This window comes from Shewanella sp. SR43-4, from assembly GCF_014163845.1.
GTDB classification, from domain to species: Bacteria; Pseudomonadota; Gammaproteobacteria; order Enterobacterales; family Shewanellaceae; genus Shewanella; species Shewanella vesiculosa.
This window is the reverse complement of record NZ_JACJEB010000004.1, coordinates 170,876-188,754: the sequence shown is the minus strand read 5'-3', so window position 1 is coordinate 188,754 and position 17,879 is coordinate 170,876. Positions and strand designations below refer to the sequence as shown.

15 protein-coding genes are annotated in these 17,879 nt (G+C 40.1%); 9 read left to right on the top strand and 6 right to left on the bottom strand.

What is annotated here, in order from left to right; all coding sequences use genetic code 11:
* Window positions 1-851 precede the first annotated feature (851 nt).
* Window positions 852-2,222: a Na+/H+ antiporter NhaA gene (nhaA, locus tag H5123_RS06035; RefSeq protein ID WP_124014851.1), complete on the bottom strand. Its 1,371-nt coding sequence runs from the start codon at window positions 2,220-2,222 to the stop codon at window positions 852-854.
* Between the two features lie 344 nt (window positions 2,223-2,566).
* On the opposite strand from nhaA, the gene H5123_RS06030 reads away from it, so the two are divergent.
* A complete protein-coding gene (locus tag H5123_RS06030) occupies window positions 2,567-2,779 on the top strand; it encodes a hypothetical protein (protein ID WP_182697345.1) in 213 nt (70 codons plus the stop codon).
* A gap of 126 nt (window positions 2,780-2,905) precedes the next feature.
* On the opposite strand, the gene H5123_RS06025 is transcribed toward H5123_RS06030, so the two are convergent.
* Together H5123_RS06025 and H5123_RS06020 are read right to left on the bottom strand one after the other, a co-directional pair.
* Window positions 2,906-3,376 carry a hypothetical protein gene (locus H5123_RS06025; RefSeq protein ID WP_182697344.1) on the bottom strand — a complete coding sequence of 157 codons (471 nt, stop codon included), beginning with the start codon at window positions 3,374-3,376 and terminating at the stop codon, window positions 2,906-2,908.
* Between the two features lie 693 nt (window positions 3,377-4,069).
* On the bottom strand, window positions 4,070-4,357 hold the full coding sequence (locus H5123_RS06020; RefSeq protein WP_182697343.1) for a coiled coil domain-containing protein: 288 nt from the start codon (window positions 4,355-4,357) through the stop codon (window positions 4,070-4,072).
* A 254-nt stretch (window positions 4,358-4,611) separates the two neighbouring features.
* On the opposite strand from H5123_RS06020, the gene H5123_RS06015 reads away from it, so the two are divergent.
* On the top strand, window positions 4,612-5,013 hold the full coding sequence (locus H5123_RS06015) for a thiol-disulfide oxidoreductase DCC family protein (RefSeq protein ID WP_182697342.1): 402 nt from the start codon (window positions 4,612-4,614) through the stop codon (window positions 5,011-5,013).
* 115 nt (window positions 5,014-5,128) lie between these two features.
* Complete coding sequence (locus tag H5123_RS06010) at window positions 5,129-5,737, top strand: flavin reductase family protein (protein WP_182697341.1); 609 nt, start codon at window positions 5,129-5,131, stop codon at window positions 5,735-5,737.
* A 207-nt stretch (window positions 5,738-5,944) separates the two neighbouring features.
* Here the strand turns inward: H5123_RS06010 and H5123_RS06005 are convergent, their stop codons facing one another.
* On the bottom strand, window positions 5,945-7,681 hold the full coding sequence (locus H5123_RS06005; protein WP_182697340.1) for a DUF885 domain-containing protein: 1,737 nt from the start codon (window positions 7,679-7,681) through the stop codon (window positions 5,945-5,947).
* 246 nt (window positions 7,682-7,927) lie between these two features.
* Window positions 7,928-9,724 carry an acyl-CoA dehydrogenase C-terminal domain-containing protein gene (locus H5123_RS06000; protein WP_124014845.1) on the bottom strand — a complete coding sequence of 599 codons (1,797 nt, stop codon included), beginning with the start codon at window positions 9,722-9,724 and terminating at the stop codon, window positions 7,928-7,930.
* An 886-nt stretch (window positions 9,725-10,610) separates the two neighbouring features.
* Between H5123_RS06000 and H5123_RS05995 the strand changes: the two genes are divergently transcribed.
* The 6 genes from H5123_RS05995 to H5123_RS05970 all read left to right on the top strand — a co-directional run bounded on the left by H5123_RS05995 (window position 10,611) and on the right by H5123_RS05970 (window position 16,470).
* Window positions 10,611-11,273 (top strand): nitroreductase, encoded by a 663-nt coding sequence (locus tag H5123_RS05995; protein WP_182697339.1) that lies wholly within the window; start codon window positions 10,611-10,613, stop codon window positions 11,271-11,273.
* A 60-nt stretch (window positions 11,274-11,333) separates the two neighbouring features.
* Window positions 11,334-12,089, top strand: a complete 756-nt coding sequence (locus H5123_RS05990) for an alpha/beta fold hydrolase (protein WP_259395595.1) — start codon at window positions 11,334-11,336, stop codon at window positions 12,087-12,089.
* A 562-nt stretch (window positions 12,090-12,651) separates the two neighbouring features.
* The gene (locus H5123_RS05985) at window positions 12,652-13,344 is read left to right on the top strand and encodes a crotonase/enoyl-CoA hydratase family protein (RefSeq protein ID WP_182697338.1); all 693 of its coding nucleotides are present in this window, start codon (window positions 12,652-12,654) and stop codon (window positions 13,342-13,344) included.
* 10 nt (window positions 13,345-13,354) lie between these two features.
* Window positions 13,355-14,209 (top strand): crotonase/enoyl-CoA hydratase family protein, encoded by an 855-nt coding sequence (locus H5123_RS05980; protein ID WP_182697337.1) that lies wholly within the window; start codon window positions 13,355-13,357, stop codon window positions 14,207-14,209.
* Window positions 14,210-14,311: 102 nt separating this feature from the next.
* Window positions 14,312-15,097, top strand: a complete 786-nt coding sequence (locus H5123_RS05975; RefSeq protein WP_124014840.1) for an alpha/beta fold hydrolase — start codon at window positions 14,312-14,314, stop codon at window positions 15,095-15,097.
* Between the two features lie 197 nt (window positions 15,098-15,294).
* Window positions 15,295-16,470 (top strand): sorbosone dehydrogenase family protein, encoded by a 1,176-nt coding sequence (locus H5123_RS05970; protein WP_182697336.1) that lies wholly within the window; start codon window positions 15,295-15,297, stop codon window positions 16,468-16,470.
* A 273-nt stretch (window positions 16,471-16,743) separates the two neighbouring features.
* Here H5123_RS05970 and H5123_RS05965 read toward each other — a convergent pair whose 3' ends face one another.
* Window positions 16,744-17,559, bottom strand: coding sequence for an SGNH/GDSL hydrolase family protein (locus H5123_RS05965; RefSeq protein ID WP_182697335.1), 816 nt, complete (start codon window positions 17,557-17,559; stop codon window positions 16,744-16,746).
* Window positions 17,560-17,879: the final 320 nt, after the last annotated feature.

Sequence of the window (17,879 nt, the reverse complement as noted above, 5' to 3'; positions counted from 1 at the left end):
GATTTAAGACATTTATATTTAGAGATAATATTTAAATATATTTTCAGCATGAAGCTAACCATATTAAAACAAGCTGATCAAAATCACTGTTAGTGCTGTGCTTTAAATAAACCAAATTATATTTTACTGTTTAGTTACACTAACATACCAATGTTAGCCTTTCCAATTAGGCCAATAAATCTTAATAATTGTAAACAGTTCAGACTAAAAGGATGTAATTGAGTACATTCAGTTAACAATACTAACGATTGAGATTAAGTTTTGTTTAAGTATGGAAATGATGATAGGGCCTAACAATAATCCGCGTATGTTATTAGCCACATAAGATTAACTTAATAATAACTCTTAAATAGATAAATAGATAAATAAGCATCTATGTTTTTAAATAAATCCTAACGCGCGTAAAAATCAACAGTTTCAATACTGCTTATTTCATCATCCATACAGAAATGTGGGCAGCCCAACACGCGGCCATGTTTCTCGATAGCTTCAACTAGTGTTTGTTATATATCGTAAAAGTAGGCTTTAAGTCGTTCTAAAGGTGGCCTAGTTACCGAACAAAGGTGTTCATTTTCGGATTTTTTTCCTCCGTTCCGTCGCGGATTACTTCAGTAGCATATTGTGATTTAGATTTGAAAAAATAGTATCAACAGCCCTTCTTCACGCCGGCTCGCTCACATATAGCATCAATAGTGAGAGTGCCATAGCTGCTCTGCCACATTAAATCTAATATTGCTTGTAGCAAGCGTTCTTTGCCATCACTTTTGCGGCCCATTTCCAGTACCTATCAATACGTTGACATTATTGAAATTGACTATTATCTATTCGTCTCGATACGCTAATTGGGCCAACTATTTAACCTCATCTTTAGAAACCGAAAACAATATAGCAGCTCCTATTATACCGGCAATTAATGAACCGAAAAGGATACCCAGTTTTGCTTGTTCAATTAAAGCGGGTTGTCCCTCAAATGCTAATACTGATATAAATAATGACATTGTGAAGCCTACACCCGCCAAAAAACCGATACCAATGATATGAGAAAATGTCACACCATCAGGCAATCTTACCGCACCTACTTTTAATCCCAACCAGGCAAAAAAGCTAATACCAATCCCCTTTCCTAAAACCAATGCGAGTATTATCGCCAGTGTGACCACAGTATCTTTAAATTCAGGAATGACCGTAGGTAACATTACGCCTGCATTTAAAAACGCGAACAAAGGTAGAATAATCAAACTGACAGGTTTATCTAATGTATATCCCCAGCGTAATATTGGCGCTGTCGTTTGCTTGGCAATATCTTCGGCCTTTACAGCCAGTGCGTGTTGTTGTTCATTTTCAAGGATAGGAGTATCTTCACTGTCTACGTCCTTAAAATCATGGATGACATTTTGCATTTTACGGCGAAACCAGATTTTGTTGGTATAAGGACGTGTCGGCACCATCATTGCGGCTAACAGACCTGCGGTGGTTGCATGTACGCCTGATTGAAGAATAAACCACCAAAGAAAAAAACCGCCCACTAAATAAAAGACAGGTTTCCTGATACCAAGAAGGTTTATAAAAAACAGAACTAATAGCGTGAGCCCCGCCCATAGAAGTGACTGAATAATAATTTGGTCGGTATAAAATAAACCAATAACAGCTACTGCTCCCATGTCATCTACAATGGCTAAACCAGTAAGAATAATGTAAGCCGCCCGTGGGGCTTTAGCGCCTAACAGTGTGAGAATACCTATCGCAAAAGCCGTGTCTGTGGCCATAGGCACACCCCAGCCTTGATAAGCGTTGGACGACTCACTAATCCAAATAATACTAGAATATATCAGTGCCGGAAGCACCATGCCCCCCAGTGCCATAACAATAACTAATCCAGCATCTTTTAAATCGCTTAGCGCTCCGACCAAGCATTCATATTTAATTTCTAGCCCTAAAATGAAAAAGAACAACACCATTAAACCGTCATTGATCCAGTAATGTAATGAATGACTTATAGCCCAATCGCCAAGAGAAATAGTTAGCTCAAGTGTACTTAAGGCTTCATAACTGTGTTGCCATCCTAAATTAACCATAAGAATGGCTGCTATTGCTGAAACAAGTAATACGATTCCAGCTACGATCTGACTATTGATAAATGACTCAACAGGCAATGAGAACTTAAGAAAACCACGCTCTAATGGAGCATGATCACGATTTTCTTCCTTTATTTCGTAACTCATAACTTGTCTCCGCAACGTTACTGTGTGCTTTTCAACCACATAATGTGGCCAGATCCCTTTAAAATCAAAAGAGTAAACTGGTAATAATACGATACCATCTTTTTATCAACACGGCTTTGTATGCCGCTATTAGCGTTAAAACTCGATCCGAATTAACACTATGCTTTGCAAATCAGCGCTCAAGCCACAGTTAAGGACAAGTCGTAACCTGTTTAACAAGCTTAGATACCCTCGACAACGATTCGGTATATTTACCATCACTTTGATTGCAACATGCACGTTAATATTGTTAGTGTGAGTGAACAGCTAGACATCAATATCAAACATTTAATGGAGTGCAACTAATGGGATCGCATAATACTGATCAACATAAGCACAGTATCGCTACTTTTGCAGCCTTAAAAACAGCTATCGCAAATGATGAAGAGCAGTTGGTAAAAGATTTATTAGCAAATGAACCGATGCAAGAGCTTGAGAAAAGCTATCTAATTGATTTAGCAAATATAAACAATAATCAAACTATCTTAACATTACTGAAAGATATTCCTGAAATATAGCTACAAGGTGAAATATAGCCTGTTAGTACTCGCTCTATTTAGATAACTATTTTCACTAAAGAGAATCGCCGCATATGGCGGCGCAACACTTATCTAAGCCATAGCTAAATATCATTTTTCACAGGCTTACAATTCACTTTCCTCTTCTCTTTTTTCGATAGTCGCGCTTAATTTTTGGTACACGCCAAGCGAAACAATCAAAATCGCTGATACCATGATAAGTAAAGCCGGATAGAGTAAAAGGCTAAGGTCTTTCGTTCCTGCTTTGAATATAAACACCAGTCCTTCAATACTGACGGCGATGGTAATAATGACAATAATTTTTGTAATTGTTCTTCTTGCCTCTTTGGGATCTCGCAGCTCTTTATCCTTAAACACTTCTTCTTCCATCATGTACTGTGCAACATCGATAATCGCTGCAGCTATGATAATAGCGGCGACAGATTGAAGCATTAATGGAATAAATCCAGAGTCATACTCTATGCCAGAAATGACCTCGTAAATAGACCACAGCATAATTATCAAAGATAAGATGATAAGAGTGACAGCTGCGAACAGATGGACTCCAGCAAAAATCTTATTGAACAGTTTTTTCATATTTTTGACCTGTAATAATTTATCGACCAAGGTGGCTCATTGCGCTATTAATGTGCACGCATAAATGAGGTTACGTTCTTCATCCAATACCATACTGATGACATTTACCAATGATGGAATAGCACTCACTTATCGGCACAAGCTTGATCTAGATAAGGTCACTATAGATTGAGAATAGATGGCAAAACATCATATGAACTCAAGTGAACACTAAGTTGACTGTAAATAACCAGAAAACATGGATAGACCCAATGGAGCTTGAGAGGTAACTTAGAATTGCTTGTCTACCCTGTTAATCGTTCAAGGGTAACACACTCGAGTTTATGAAGGGGTTACAGTAATAAAATGCAGTCACTTATCAAGGATTAGGATCTGCATTATGTTGTTTAAGACTCTATTTTCCACCAATAAAAATGGTCGTAAGGGCAATTGTTGTTTAGCCTAATTCGACCTTACCAAGGAAAGCACTTGCACTATTTTATTGGCTGGTAATAGTAAGCTTCCACTGCTAATTGTTAATTGTAACTAAGCTATTTAGGTCGTCCAATGGAGAAGCTGCCATTAATGACAGGCGTGATTTATAGCTGTTATGGCGACCAAGATTAATAGCCCATTTCACAATCTGTAACGTATTAATCATTGGTCACCTTAATAGAGGATAGATATGATATAAATATCTTTAGTGCAACATGATTACTTAAACCTTGAACTCGCTGACTTAAATGCTGCACTGAGCGAATCCCAGGCGCTATCAATGCCGATTTTTACGTCTTCCCAAGCATCATCACTGGCTTGTTTAAGCTCATTAAGTTTTTTATTGGCAGATTGTTTCATCGACTCAAGTTCCTCTATTCTTTGATAGTATTCCAACTGCTCATCAGCAGCTTTACCATCGGCTTTTGCTTTCAGTCTATCAATTTGCGCACTCCACTCATCGAGTTGCGCCTGCAATTTTTTTTCGTATGCTTGTTTCTTACTCATAATGATTGTCCTTTTAATGACGTGATTAAAACAGCTTTAACGACTGAAGTTTTTGCTTAATTTAAATACTTGGCTTCAGAATATTGGATTTTTATCCTGAAAATATACGTTAACATGCATGGCAACATAATGCTCATTTATGCCTCATTTGCCCTTGTATGATGCCACAGGGCGACCAAACATTATTTAATGGATCTATTTGTCATCCTTGAGCGTAAAAACTAATCTCTTTCGAATTATCTCAAAGCAGTAATATGATCATTTTCTACGATGGCAATTGCCCACTATGCAGCATCGAAATGCAGCAACTAAAACACGCTGATATTCATCAAAAAATCATCCTTGAAGATCTTAATGCGCTTGATTTTAGTCTTCGATACCCAAGTATTGATGTCAATCAGGCAATGACGTATTTACAAGCACAAACACTATCGGGTGAGATGATTTACGGCCTTGATGTGACTTGTCAGGCGTGGGAGATTGTTGGAAAACATCGCTGGTTAAAACTTATCCGCTTACCCATCATTCGCTTATTTGCCGACCTTGGATATCGCTTTTTTGCAAAGTATAGGCATTCTATTAGTAAATTTTTAATGCCCAATTCAAGCTGTTCTAACGGCCAGTGTCATAGGAAACTAAAATCTGACAAACGATAAACACAAACGTGTTGCATGTAGCCAACAGCGCACACTCAGAAAAATTGATATCTAAAAAGTTAATCAGCCCATTAAGATTGATAGGGTCACACTATTTTACTGTTAAGGACTTCAAATGCATTTTACCCAAGAGCGCATAGACGCGCTTGATAAACACACCCGTACCCATTTAATTAATTCACTCTCTGGTTTTAAAAGCGCTAATTTAATTGGCACTCAAGACTCACAAGGCTTGACTAACTTATCTATTGTCAGCTCGGTGATACACCTAGGCGCAAATCCGCCGCTGGTGGGGATGATAGTGCGCCCACATACTGTACCTCGTCATACTTTTGAAAATATTTTACAAACGGGTTGCTATACAATTAACCAAGTTAATCAATCAATTTATAAGCAGGCTCATCAAACATCAGCCCGTTATGATAAAGACGAGTCGGAGTTTGCGGTAACGGGACTAACACCTGAATACTTAAATAATTTTACCGCGCCATTTGTAAAAGAAAGTCGTTTAAAATATTCGGTAAAATTTATTGAGCATCAACATTTAGCCGTTAATGGTACTGAGCTGGTGATTGGTGAAATTATCGATGTGTATGTTGATGAAGCTGCACTTCAAAGTGATGGCTTTTTAGACTTGCAAGCAATAGACACAGTGGCGATTACAGGATTAGATAGTTACCACACTAGCAATAAACTTATGCGTTTACCCTATGCTAAAAAGTGATTCAGCTATGTATTCCGCCAAAGTAAAATAGCCTTTAGTCAGCAATAAACAATATGCTAATCAAACCGTAAATCATAGATTAAAAGCAATGTAAGCAGCATATTGGCTAACATGCTGCTTACATTATTCAATCATTGCATGACATAAAAAATCCCATTCAAATCGGTAACGATTTAAATGGGATCCATTAAATAAACCGGTACATTTTTACTGAGCTAAAAATTGTTGGTTAACCGCTTCCGCCATTAATTTTGGTGGGATCAAGCCTTGGCTCAACACAAAATTATTAAACGCTAAACGATCGAACTTGTCGCCTAGGGCTATTTCAACTCCGGCGCGGATCTCCAATAATCGTGATAAACCATAAAAATAACTGCCAGCCTGGCCAGGCATTCTCATAGTGTATCGATCAACTTCTTGTTTTACAGCCGCTTCTGAAAACACCACATCGTTGCGTAACAATGAATATGCGTTTTCTTTTGTTGTGAGACCTAAGTTCAACATCGGGTCTAACATCGCGCGAGCATTACGCAATAACCTATGTTGCAGCGCAATAAGCTGTGCTTCAATAGGCAGGTACGGCAACATTTCCGCTTCGGCATACAATGCCCAACCTTCTACGTTAACGCTGTTAAAAGCATAATATACTCGTGCCAGTGAAACGCCCTGCTCCAACATGACCGCAAATTGTAATTCATGCCCAGGTCTGCCTTCATGGGCACTTAATGTATAAGCAACCGCATTAAAATTAAAGTCATCGTAGGCAGCATCACCCGTTAATGCAGGGTTACCGGTTGTCAGAACAAATTGGCCTTGCTCACCAGTATTGCCAATAAATGGTGGCGGCAACATATGAGGCGCAGGACTACCTGCCGCTTCGGCATCACTTGCAAGTCGCATGATCATATCGCGTTTAGGTAAATCAACCACATGATGTTTACTGATCAAGGCCTCAAGTTTTTTATTGGTTTCACGATAATAATTTTCAATTTTATCCTTGGTTAATGATTCTTTTTTAAGAGCTTTAATCACGTCACGATAATCACTTGATGGCATATTAAATTTTTGTGCAACCAAGGGCGCTAACGCCTGCATATTCGCTTTGGTTATCATGTAACTTGCTTTAGCGCGTTCAATTAACAACTCAGGGTCGATATCGATGCCAACGGTTTTGAGTTTTAAGGCATAAATTTCTTCGGGTAATCTAAAGTCATCACGTGTGTTCGGAATAACCATTTTTTCAGCCCATTGACGATAGTCTTCAATTTGCTGCTTTAATAGCAACATATTCTCATCGGCTTTTATGAATTCATTTTGTTCAAATAACTGCTGTAAACCTTGTAATAAAGTGTCAGTTCTCGCTAGGGCTTGGTTAACTTCTTCTTTTGTCGGCCCAATTAACTTTTTGTTGGCTAACGCCGCTTCAAATAAGGTTTTGGCTTGCTCCGTTAAAGCTGCTTGCCCTGTTTTGCCGACATAACACGCAAGACGGGTATTAGCCGCTTGTTTGCGTGTATCTGACATTTGATCATCTAATAATGCCGACACACCTCTGAATATAATCAGGGGGACATCAACCCAAGGCAGCATGTATTTATCGTCTAAATTACCCGCGGCAATGGTCTGATCAATATTGTCGATAATAATGTTAAGGTCTTGACGAACTGGCAATGATTTTTCAGTTTTCACCGCTTGTAGCAAGGTTTTCTTACTGGTTTCAAGCGTCTCTATATATTTATCTTGCTGTGCCTTAGTGATATTACTACACAGACTATCAGCTTCAGTAATCCCTATTGAACTGGCCATTTCTGGCTGAAATTGACTGGTTATCTGTATTTGTTTGTTTGTGTATTGATTACTGACATCAACCCAAGAGTTGGCTGATGACGTCAATGGAAATAAAGCGAGCAGTGGAATCACTGAAGTAAATATTTTACCTGACATCTGTTTAATCCCTTGTTATTTTTATTCTGAAGTTAACCATTATAGCCGAATTAAACCACGACGCGACATGCCATCAGTTAAGTTATCACCTTAAGCAGTATTAGATCATAAGCGTTAATTATCAATATATTACTTTGTATTTATGGTATCAATATCTTCGGTATTATTGTCTGGTTACAAATAAAAACACCGCAACCTATAAGGTTGCGGTGTTTAAGCAGAACGTTATCAGCGTATACAGTTTACTTAAAAAGCAAAATCATCGCTGCTGAGTGCCATCATTGAGTCAACGCCATTTTGAATACATGCTGCATGGCCTTTTGCTCTTGGTAACATACGTTGCATATAAAACTGAGCGGTTTTTATTTTAGCTTCATAGAATGCTGTTTCACTTGTATCTGTAGCCAGTTTATCTTGAGCGACTTTTGCCATTTTTGCCCAGAAAAACGCTAAGGTTACATAGCCGGCATACATGAGGTAATCAACTGAAGCACCACCAATTTCATCAGGATTTTTCATCGCTTTAGCACCGATCAATACAGTAAGTTCATGCCACTCTTTTGCATAAATCATAATGGGTTTAATAAACTCTGCCATCGCAGGGTTGTCCATGTTCTGTTGACAGAATGCGGTCACATCTTGAGAAAAAGGTTTTAACACTTCGCCTTGGCTGCCAATAATTTTACGTGCCAGTAAATCTAAGGCTTGAATACCGGTTGTGCCTTCATATATACAACTGATTTTGGTATCACGCATTAACTGTTCCATGCCCCACTCTTTGATAAAGCCATGGCCACCGAACACCTGAACGCCAAGGCTGGTACATTCAAAACCAAGTTCAGTGAGAAAGGCTTTTGCAATTGGGGTTAATAATGCCAATTTTGTCTCAGCATCCGCTTTAATTGCCTCATCTTTTTCAGCATGGCCGATATCCACTAACTGAGCCAAATATGAAATTAATGCACGGCCACCTTCAGCAATAGACTTTTGAGTTAACAACATTCTACGTACATCTGGATGAACAATAATCGGATCCGCAGGGCCATTAGGGTTTTTAACCCCGCTAATAGAACGCATCTGTAATCGATCTTTGGCGTAAGCTAGCGCACCTTGGAAAGAAGCCTCTGCTGCGGCAACACCTTCACTCGCCACACCGATACGGGCTGCATTCATGAAGGTAAACATGCATTTAAGGCCGCGATTAGGTTCGCCAATTAAATGGCCTGTAGCGCCATCAAAGTTAATCACACAAGTCGCGTTACCATTGATACCCATTTTGTGCTCTATTGAGCCACAATTCACGCCATTTCTATCTGAAATGGTGCCGTCAATATTGACATTAAATTTAGGCACAATGAATAAAGATATGCCTTTATTGCCTTCTGGCGCGCCAGGAATACGAGCAATAACAATATGCACTATGTTGTCTGACAGATCGTGTTCACCCGCCGAAATAAAGATTTTAGTGCCCGTTAACGAATAGCTGCCGTCATCTTGACGTTCAGCCTTGGTGCGCAACATACCTAAATCTGTGCCACAGTGCGGCTCAGTTAAGCACATGGTTCCAGTCCACTTACCTTCAACAAGTTTGGGCATAAACTGTTGCTTTTGTGATTCTGTGCCGTGGGCTTCAATGGTGGCTAATGCACCATGACTGAGTCCTGGGTACATGGCAAAACTATGATTCGCACTGGAAAATAGCTCAGCGATACTAATATTTAGCGAATGTGGTAAACCTTGACCACCAAATTCTTCAGACTGAGATAATGTTGGCCAACCGCCTTCTACATACTGGGCATACGCCTCTTTAAAGCCATCAGGTGTGGTTACCGCGCCATCTTTCCATGTACAACCCTGTTGATCGCCAATTTGATTTAATGGCGCAACAACCTCTTCTGTTAGTTTTGCAGCTTCATTGATAATGGCATCAACCATATCAATAGTCGCATCTTGATAGCCTAAATGCTCATAGTGGCCTTCACAGCCGAGCAACTCTTGCATCACAAACTTAACATCACGAATGGGGGCTTTGTATTCAGGCATTGTTGCTCTCCAACTATTATCTATAAGTGTCAGGGGCTGTTGATCTTTTGCGGCTAAATTTTATTTAACACAGACGGCTAATGGTTTATTTCAGCATGTAGAACAAATGTTAGACAGAAAGTCTCTAAATAAGTAATACCTTATGAAAACCTGATTTATATAAAAATAAACCCTATCGATTAGCCACTCCCAGATACCGGTGTGAAGAGTCGCTTATGTAGATAGATGAAGACATCTCACAAGCTCCGCCTTAACTATCATTGCCGGTAACGTCTGCAAAATTTATCTCAAAAAACAACAACCTCTGCGATTAAGTGATTATTTAAATGATTTTCCATATAAATAACCCGTCATATTACTGATGCTAAAGTAACAAGATGTATTATCCAAATGCATATTAATTATAGCTACACATTTACCTTGCTAATAGTACCTCTAGCTTAACAAGCCAATGGCACAATATTGCGCATTAATCTTGATCACTTGCCCGATAGTTTACTTGTCTTCTGTGCCCTTTGTGGCGCGACTTGCGGATATGTAGCAGCTTTATTAGCCTATAACAGTGCACTATTCATTATGCGAATAGTTCATCATTAAAATAATCGATTGGTATAATTTTAATACAGCATCTAGCATCGTTTGGAGCTAAATTAGCATAGTCGTAGGGTTTTATTTGAGCAAAGAGGGCAAGACTGGGAGCAATCTTAATGTTCTTCCCTGTGGTTATTGACTCATACTGTTCTATGCAAATGATCGTTAAGATAATCAGTAACTATGATTAATCGTGGTGCAATACCATTTTCCTTCAATGAATCAACAAGCTTGTGCCTGGATTAAAATATACATTTTAAAACAATTCAAAATCCAACTAATAAGAGTATCAAACATGTCTATAGAATCGATATTACAACAACGAACTTCAGTAAGGGCCTTTGTTGACCAACCAGTGGCAGATGACACATTACAGAGAATTTTCGCCAGTGCGCAACTCTCCCCGTCCAATTGTAATGTACAACCATGGCAAGCTTGTGTGGTATCTGGGGCAACTAAAGATAAACTGAAACAACGATTGATAGAAACTTTGATGAGCGGCGCATCACCAAACCCTGATTTCAATTGGTTACCGCAATATCAAGGCATTCATCGTGAGCGTCAATTTGGTTCAGCTAATGCGTTATACAGCGCCATTGGGGTCGCACGCGAAGACAAAAAAGCCCGTCAAATGGCCATGTTACGTAATTGGCAATTTTTTGATGCGCCACATGCGGTGTTTTTTACCATGGATAAATACTTAGACATTATGGGTGCTGTCGACTTAGGTATTTATGCACAAACGTTATCGCTTGTCATGGCAGAACATGGCGTATCAAATTGCATGCAAGGCGCCCTAGGACAATTTCCTGATCCTGTTAGAGAAATACTTAACCTGCCAGATGAACGCGGAATTTTGTTTGGCATGTCTTTTGGTTATGCCGATGATAGCGCTGCGGTAAATAACACCAGAACAGACCGTGAGTTGCTTGAGAATTCAGTTACATTCTTCCAATAAAGCATCATCTGTACCGTTTAACTAGGCCTCAATAGGCCTTAATTTGTGCTGAGATTGAATATGAAGCTAATGCATCATTATATTGCAGTGGATAAGGTCAATATACATTATGTTGAAACTGGCCATATGTCAGAAACAAAACCCTTATCGACCATGGTATTTTTACATGGTTTTCCTGAATATTGGGGCTCATGGCAAAAACAGTTAGACTATTTTTCAACTCACTATCATGTTATTGCGCCTGACTTACCCGGATATAACCTAAGTGATAAACCCAGTGAGCTAGACTTTTATACTGTCCCCAATTTAATCGCGTTTATCGCTCAGTTTATTGCAGCCATAAGCCCTACAGAGCCTGTCATTTTGGTTGCTCATGATTGGGGCGGCGCTATAGCCTGGCCATTAGCCGCTTTTTATCCTCACTTAATAAGCAAACTGATTATTCTTAATGCCGCTCATCCGAGTACCTTTACCCGAGAGATGATCAATAACCCTATTCAACGACAAAAGAGTGCTTATATTCATCAGTTGATTAGTCCATCAGCTGAAACACTATTAATCGAGGATGATTATCGCTATTTAACTGAAAAAATAATGGTTAGCTCACAAGAGGCAATTTTTACTGAACAGGTACTTGCACGTTACAAAAAAGTGTGGGGCCAATACGGAGCCATTAATGGCATGCTGCAATACTATCGGGCTATGCCGCAATTAGCTCCCAACGTAGCACCCAGCGACACAGATGATGGCATTGAAAAAGCATTAGCCGATGAGACGTCAATCAACACAGGGCAATCAAAAAGACGACTGACATAAGGATCCCCAATATTCAAATTAATCAGCCAACGTTAGTGCTTTGGGGTGAACAAGATTTAGCGTTCGTTAACGAAACCCTCAATGACATTGAGCGCTATGTTTCAGATTGCACAATTAAACGTTTTGCAAATACCAGTCACTGGCTGCAACATGAAAGACCCGCTGAAGTGAATCGCGCCATTCATGCATTCGTCAATCAACCAAGTTTAACTATGAGTCACTTGCATGAGTCACTTACATGACTAAAGACTCAAAATAGCGAGTATTAAGGCATCGTTATTATTCAATATGGATAACGAATGAGTCACATGCCGTAATCTAGACACTAATGCTGCGGGCAAAATAGAAAATATCATTTATGCCAACGCTTTAGGTAATAACCATGTTATTTACTGGCAGGTTTTTAGTTGCTATGTTGGGCATAACATATTGATAGCAAGGCTAGGTATAAACAAACAACAATTAAAGGCCTTAGGGGCAAATATACCGATTACCCCTTGCCTAGCCCATTAAACTAAATTATTGTTTAATAAACAATTAGCAACCATATTCCAGGTGAAAAATGCAATTAATTAACGTCACAATTGAAGACAATGTCCATATCATCAGTTTGAACAATGGCAAGGTAAATGCAATCTCACCAGAGGTGATAGCACAGATTCATGCCGCCCTAGACGATGCTGAACAGCAAGCTGCTGTGGTGGTGATAACTGGCCAAGCAGGAATATTCTCAGGCGGCTATGACTTAAAAACAATGAAGCAAAGTTCAGATTCTGCCATTGCCCTTGTGACTGCGGGCTCCGGCTTGGCATACAGAATGTTGGCGTTCCCTACTCCGATCATCGGCGTGTGTACTGGTCATGCAATCGCCAAAGGGGCATTTTTATTACTCAGTTGTGATTATCGTATTGGTTGTACCGGTGACTTTAAAATTGGCTTAAACGAAGTCGCTATTGGCATGACAATGCACCAAGCTGGAATTGAAATTGCCCGAAATCGCATTCCACAAAACTACCTCAGCCGTGCAGTGATCAATGCTGAGCTGTTTGCTCCTGAATCTGCTGTGCTTGCAGGATTTCTTGACCAAGTGGTGCAAGCAGACGTTCTCATGAGCACAGCAATGAGCGTTGCTAAACACATGCAGACGCTCAATATGAAAGCTCATCATGGTACTAAACTAAAAGAGCGCCAAACAATACTCGCGTCACTCAGTGATGCAATCGAGCTGGATAAGCAAATCACATTGAATATATAAGGAAATAGTCATGAATTCTGAGCAAGAGTACAACACGCTAACCGTCAATATTAGCCATAAAGTGGCCCATATCGTCCTAAACAGACCTGACTCGTTGAATTCAATGAACGTCGATTTTTGGCATGAGTTCCCAAGGGTTATTGATGATATTAATAATAAATCAGCAGCTCGGGCGATTGTTATTTCATCAACAGGTAAACACTTTAGTGCTGGTATGGATTTGGCCGTATTCAGTGCCAATGGCCCAAACGACAATATCGAGTTAGGCCGAAAACACGACCAACTACGTCGATTAGTGCTGAAGCTACAAGACTGTTTTAGTGTGTTAGAAACAGCTCGGATGCCAGTATTAGTGGCGATTCAAGGCGGCTGTATTGGCGGCGCGGTTGATATGGTTACCGCCGCCGATTGCCGCTACTGCACACAAGATGCGTTTTTCAGTATTGAAGAAACCAAACTCGGCATGACTGCTGATGTTGGTACGTTACAGCGTTTGCCTAAGTTGATTTCAATCGGTCTAGTGAAAGAGCTTGCTTATACGGGTCGCAGAATGCCAGCAGAAGAAGCTAAACAAGCCGGTTTGGTCAATCAAGTGTATGACGACCAACAAACGATGATCACCGCAGTATTAGACATCGCAGCCGAGATCGCCGCCCGCTCGCCTTTAGCGGTAACAGGCTGTAAAGAGATGATTAATTATGCCCGCGATCATAGTGTTCAAGACAGCTTACAATATATGTCGGTCTGGCAAAGCGGCATGTTCCAACCACAAAACGATATGATGGAAATATTCACAGCTAAAGCGCAAAATCGTGCGCCCGAGTTTGCCGAGTTAACGCCCATTGATCCGATAAAAATATTCTAAATATTGGGGAATACTGTGCTATTTGCGTTTAAATAAAATGTAGAGTGAATTTATTTGAATCAAATTACACCGCAAATAGCCCAAACATCCATCAGAGACATTATGACAAAACCACTGATAAACCTAGTTCATGCTAATGGCTTTCCAGCGGGAAGCTATAAAACATTATTAGCAGAATTTACTCGCGATTATCGCACCGTAGCCCATGATCAGTTTGGGCATAACATCCTCTATCCGATACACAGCAACTGGCAACACCTAGTTACAGAACTCGTTGAATTTATTAGAAAGCAGGATGAAAAAGTCATTTGTGTCGGCCATTCTTTTGGCGGAGTCATTTCTTTTATCGCAGCTTGCCAGCATCCGGAATTGTTTCGCGGTTTAGTGATGTTAGATCCACCGGTGGTGACTGGCGCATTGTCACATTTACTGAGTTTTATCAAACGTACACCGTATATTGATAGGCTATCTCCTGCTGGTAAAGCCAAAACTCGCCAAAATCACTGGCCAGAAAAAACAAACTTGGTTGATTATTTTTCACATAAGTCATTATTCAAAAACTTCGACTCTCGTTGCTTGCAAGACTATGTGCATTCTGGCGCAGTTTCACGTAACAAGCGTTTAGAATTAACCTTCTCACCGGCTGTCGAAGCGGATATCTTTAGGCACTTACCGACTAACTTAGTGACATATAAAAACAAACTCAAGGTGCCCGCAAAACTGATTTATGGTGAAAAGACTACCATCTTCCCGATTAAACATTTTGTTCGATTTGCCAAACTTAACGACATTGAATTAATGACGCTACCTAACGGCGGCCACATGTTCCCGCTAGAGCAGCCAGAAAATACTGCTGCTATGATCAAAAATATTATTAAAGATTGGTAAGCGTAGGCTATTGATAATATTAGTCTATTGATAATTTTAAGATATTGATAATAGTCGATTATCGATAAAATTCTTGATAAGAATCGATGTCGATAATCTTGTGAATGAACTTCATGGTGATTGTCGTAAAAACATTGATAAAAGTACTAAGATTACCTTGTTGATTAACAATACTATTGCATAAAGGGACCCTCAATATGATTAAGCCAATTACCTTATTAACTGCTTTCACTTTGGGGATGAGTCTCTCTTGCCCATCACAAGCATTACCTTTAGATAGAATTCAATTACCCCAAGGCTTTAGCATCGATATCTACGCTGAAAATATTGAAAATGCTCGTCAAATGGCACTAGGCGATAACGGCACTGTATTTGTTGGCAGCCGTAAAGCGGGTAATGTCTACGCACTTATTGACACTAATCATGATTTTAAAGCGGACAAAAAAATCATGGTTGCGACCGATTTATTTATGCCCTCAGGGATAGCGTTTCATCAAGGCAGTTTATATGTCGCAGAAGTAGATAAAATCTGGCGGTACCCTGATATTGAAAAGTCATTACCCACCATCCCTAAAGCAGAATTAGTGTTTGATAAACTGCCGAATAAATCACACCATGGTTGGAAATTTATCGCCTTTGGCCCCGACGGTAAATTGTACGTTCCTGTAGGTGCGCCATGCAATGTGTGCGAAAGTGAATTGCCTTTTGCCAGTATTCTAAAATTGGACCCAGACTCTCAACTTACAGATAACCAACTAACAGGTAGTCAACAAACACAGACCCAGAAAGCAGGCTCTACACCACAAGACTCTATGCAAACCACCATAGTCGCGCAAGGCGTACGTAACAGTGTTGGCTTTGATTTTCACCCTGTCACTGGCGAATTATGGTTTACCGATAATGGCCGTGACATGATGGGCGATGACCTACCCGATGATGAGCTAAATCGTGTCAGCCAAACCGGCCAACACTTTGGTTTTCCTTATGTTCACAATAACAATATCGCGGATCCCGAATTTACCAATCCAGAGATTGCCAAACTGAATACACCGCCAGCATTAACCCTTGGCGCTCATGTCGCAGCCTTAGGTATGGAGTTTTATCAGGGCCAGCAATTTCCTGCTGAATATAAAAATACCATCTTAATCGCGCAGCACGGGTCGTGGAATCGCAGCAATAAAGTCGGCTACCGGATCATGAAAGTGGTGCTAAATGGTAATACGGTGAGCGACTATTCGCCTTTTGCTACAGGCTGGCTCAATGTTGAACAAAGCTGGGGACGCCCAGTAGATGTGATGACTCTGGCAGATGGCTCGATCTTGGTATCAGATGACTTTGCCAATGCCGTGTATCGAATTAGTTATACCAAGTAGTAAAAGCTATGCGTTATGCTTTAGCTGTACGACTGGAATACAGTTTGATCACTATCAAACTCCCTCTTGGATATTTATAAGCGAAGGCATCTACTCATTTATGGACAGATGATTGCTAACAGCCTTTTCGTCGTCCCAACTCTCACGTCGTCCCGGTAATGCTTTTTAGCCGGGATCCAGGTGTTTGTCTTATATTTTGTACTTTATAATTATGGCCTACGGCCATATATCCGACTCATAGTAGGCAGAAACGCATGTCATACATCTATTTCATTAAATAGCTGCAGATTTAATGCCACCAACTATCTGCTGCACCACTAAATTTGCCCATGCATTATAAATCGGTGCTCCTGGGTGAAACCCATCTGTGGCCATGACTTGGCGCATAAATTCAAGCATGGTGATATCGGGTTGTGGGTTGTCTAACGGCAGTTTAATTACTCTAAAGGCTGTAGTGGGATCGATATGTTGATTTATAGGCAGAGCGCCTTGCTGATCAAGTTTAATTAATAATTGCTGTAATTTACGATTAAATTGATTGGCGCGCTGGCCTAAGCTCCACCGAAGTGGATTAGGCAAAACAGGAAATAACCCCAGTGGCGGTAACGCCGTCACTAGTATCAGTTTGGGTTTGTACCGCTGAGTAATCAGCTCTAACAACTGTTTTTGTTGCTGCAGCCACTTATCGCAACTGATTGATGAAGTAATGTCGTTGACACCCAGTGATGTAACAATAACATCATAGTGCTTTTGGCTGAGGATTGGATGGGGTGTATCAATGCGTTCATGTAAGGCTTGTAACGTGGTGGCTATCGTCGACCCTGTCTTAGCAAACAATGCATAACTAAATTCGAGTTGAGGGCTTAATTGCTCAATAATCTGTCCCAATAAAGCGTGTTGTTGATTGGTCACTCCAACGCCTGCAGCAGCTGAGTCACCTAAAATAAGCAAGCTTAACGCAGGATTCGATCCAGTTTGTCCAACTCGTTCACCCTCGGGTTCAGGCAACCTTGGCGTAGTACGGCGAACCTTAAGTCCCTGAAACACTAATACTGGGGCCAGCATGATAGAAATTCCTTGATGTAACATTACGTCTCCCTTTTACTTAACCAACGACAGATACCGCAGTAAACTAAACCATTCATTTTGCTAATGGAATACCGTAACTAGTTTGATTAAATTTTAGATAGCTGACCAACACCTAAAGATTTAATGACAAATTGTAAAAATCATCAAATGGTTTATAGATTAACACTAATTAAAGGCTCTAGACGGAACATTACAAAGGCAAACAAACTCAGCTAAGGCCATGATTTACTCTATATCATTAATAGAACCTGCCTGTATGGCATATGACATCAATAGATAATTTCATTTTAAGGTTAGATCACGTAAACTACGCGCTGTTT

Bases quoted from the DNA above. Each gene is read 5' to 3' on its own strand.
- H5123_RS06030 (WP_182697345.1), top strand. From the start codon at position 2,567: ATGGGATCGCATAATACTGATCAACATAAGCACAGTATCGCTACTTTT.
- H5123_RS06005 (WP_182697340.1), bottom strand. From the start codon at position 7,681: ATGTCAGGTAAAATATTTACTTCAGTGATTCCACTGCTCGCTTTATTT.
- H5123_RS05965 (WP_182697335.1), bottom strand. From the start codon at position 17,559: ATGTTACATCAAGGAATTTCTATCATGCTGGCCCCAGTATTAGTGTTT.
- H5123_RS05990 (WP_259395595.1), top strand. From the start codon at position 11,334: ATGAAGCTAATGCATCATTATATTGCAGTGGATAAGGTCAATATACAT.
- H5123_RS06015 (WP_182697342.1), top strand. From the start codon at position 4,612: ATGATCATTTTCTACGATGGCAATTGCCCACTATGCAGCATCGAAATG.
- H5123_RS05985 (WP_182697338.1), top strand. From the start codon at position 12,652: ATGCAATTAATTAACGTCACAATTGAAGACAATGTCCATATCATCAGT.
- H5123_RS05970 (WP_182697336.1), top strand. From the start codon at position 15,295: ATGATTAAGCCAATTACCTTATTAACTGCTTTCACTTTGGGGATGAGT.
- H5123_RS05995 (WP_182697339.1), top strand. From the start codon at position 10,611: ATGTCTATAGAATCGATATTACAACAACGAACTTCAGTAAGGGCCTTT.
- H5123_RS05980 (WP_182697337.1), top strand. From the start codon at position 13,355: ATGAATTCTGAGCAAGAGTACAACACGCTAACCGTCAATATTAGCCAT.
- H5123_RS05975 (WP_124014840.1), top strand. From the start codon at position 14,312: ATGACAAAACCACTGATAAACCTAGTTCATGCTAATGGCTTTCCAGCG.
- H5123_RS06025 (WP_182697344.1), bottom strand. From the start codon at position 3,376: ATGAAAAAACTGTTCAATAAGATTTTTGCTGGAGTCCATCTGTTCGCA.
- H5123_RS06010 (WP_182697341.1), top strand. From the start codon at position 5,129: ATGCATTTTACCCAAGAGCGCATAGACGCGCTTGATAAACACACCCGT.
- H5123_RS06020 (WP_182697343.1), bottom strand. From the start codon at position 4,357: ATGAGTAAGAAACAAGCATACGAAAAAAAATTGCAGGCGCAACTCGAT.
- H5123_RS06000 (WP_124014845.1), bottom strand. From the start codon at position 9,724: ATGCCTGAATACAAAGCCCCCATTCGTGATGTTAAGTTTGTGATGCAA.
- nhaA (WP_124014851.1), bottom strand. From the start codon at position 2,222: ATGAGTTACGAAATAAAGGAAGAAAATCGTGATCATGCTCCATTAGAG.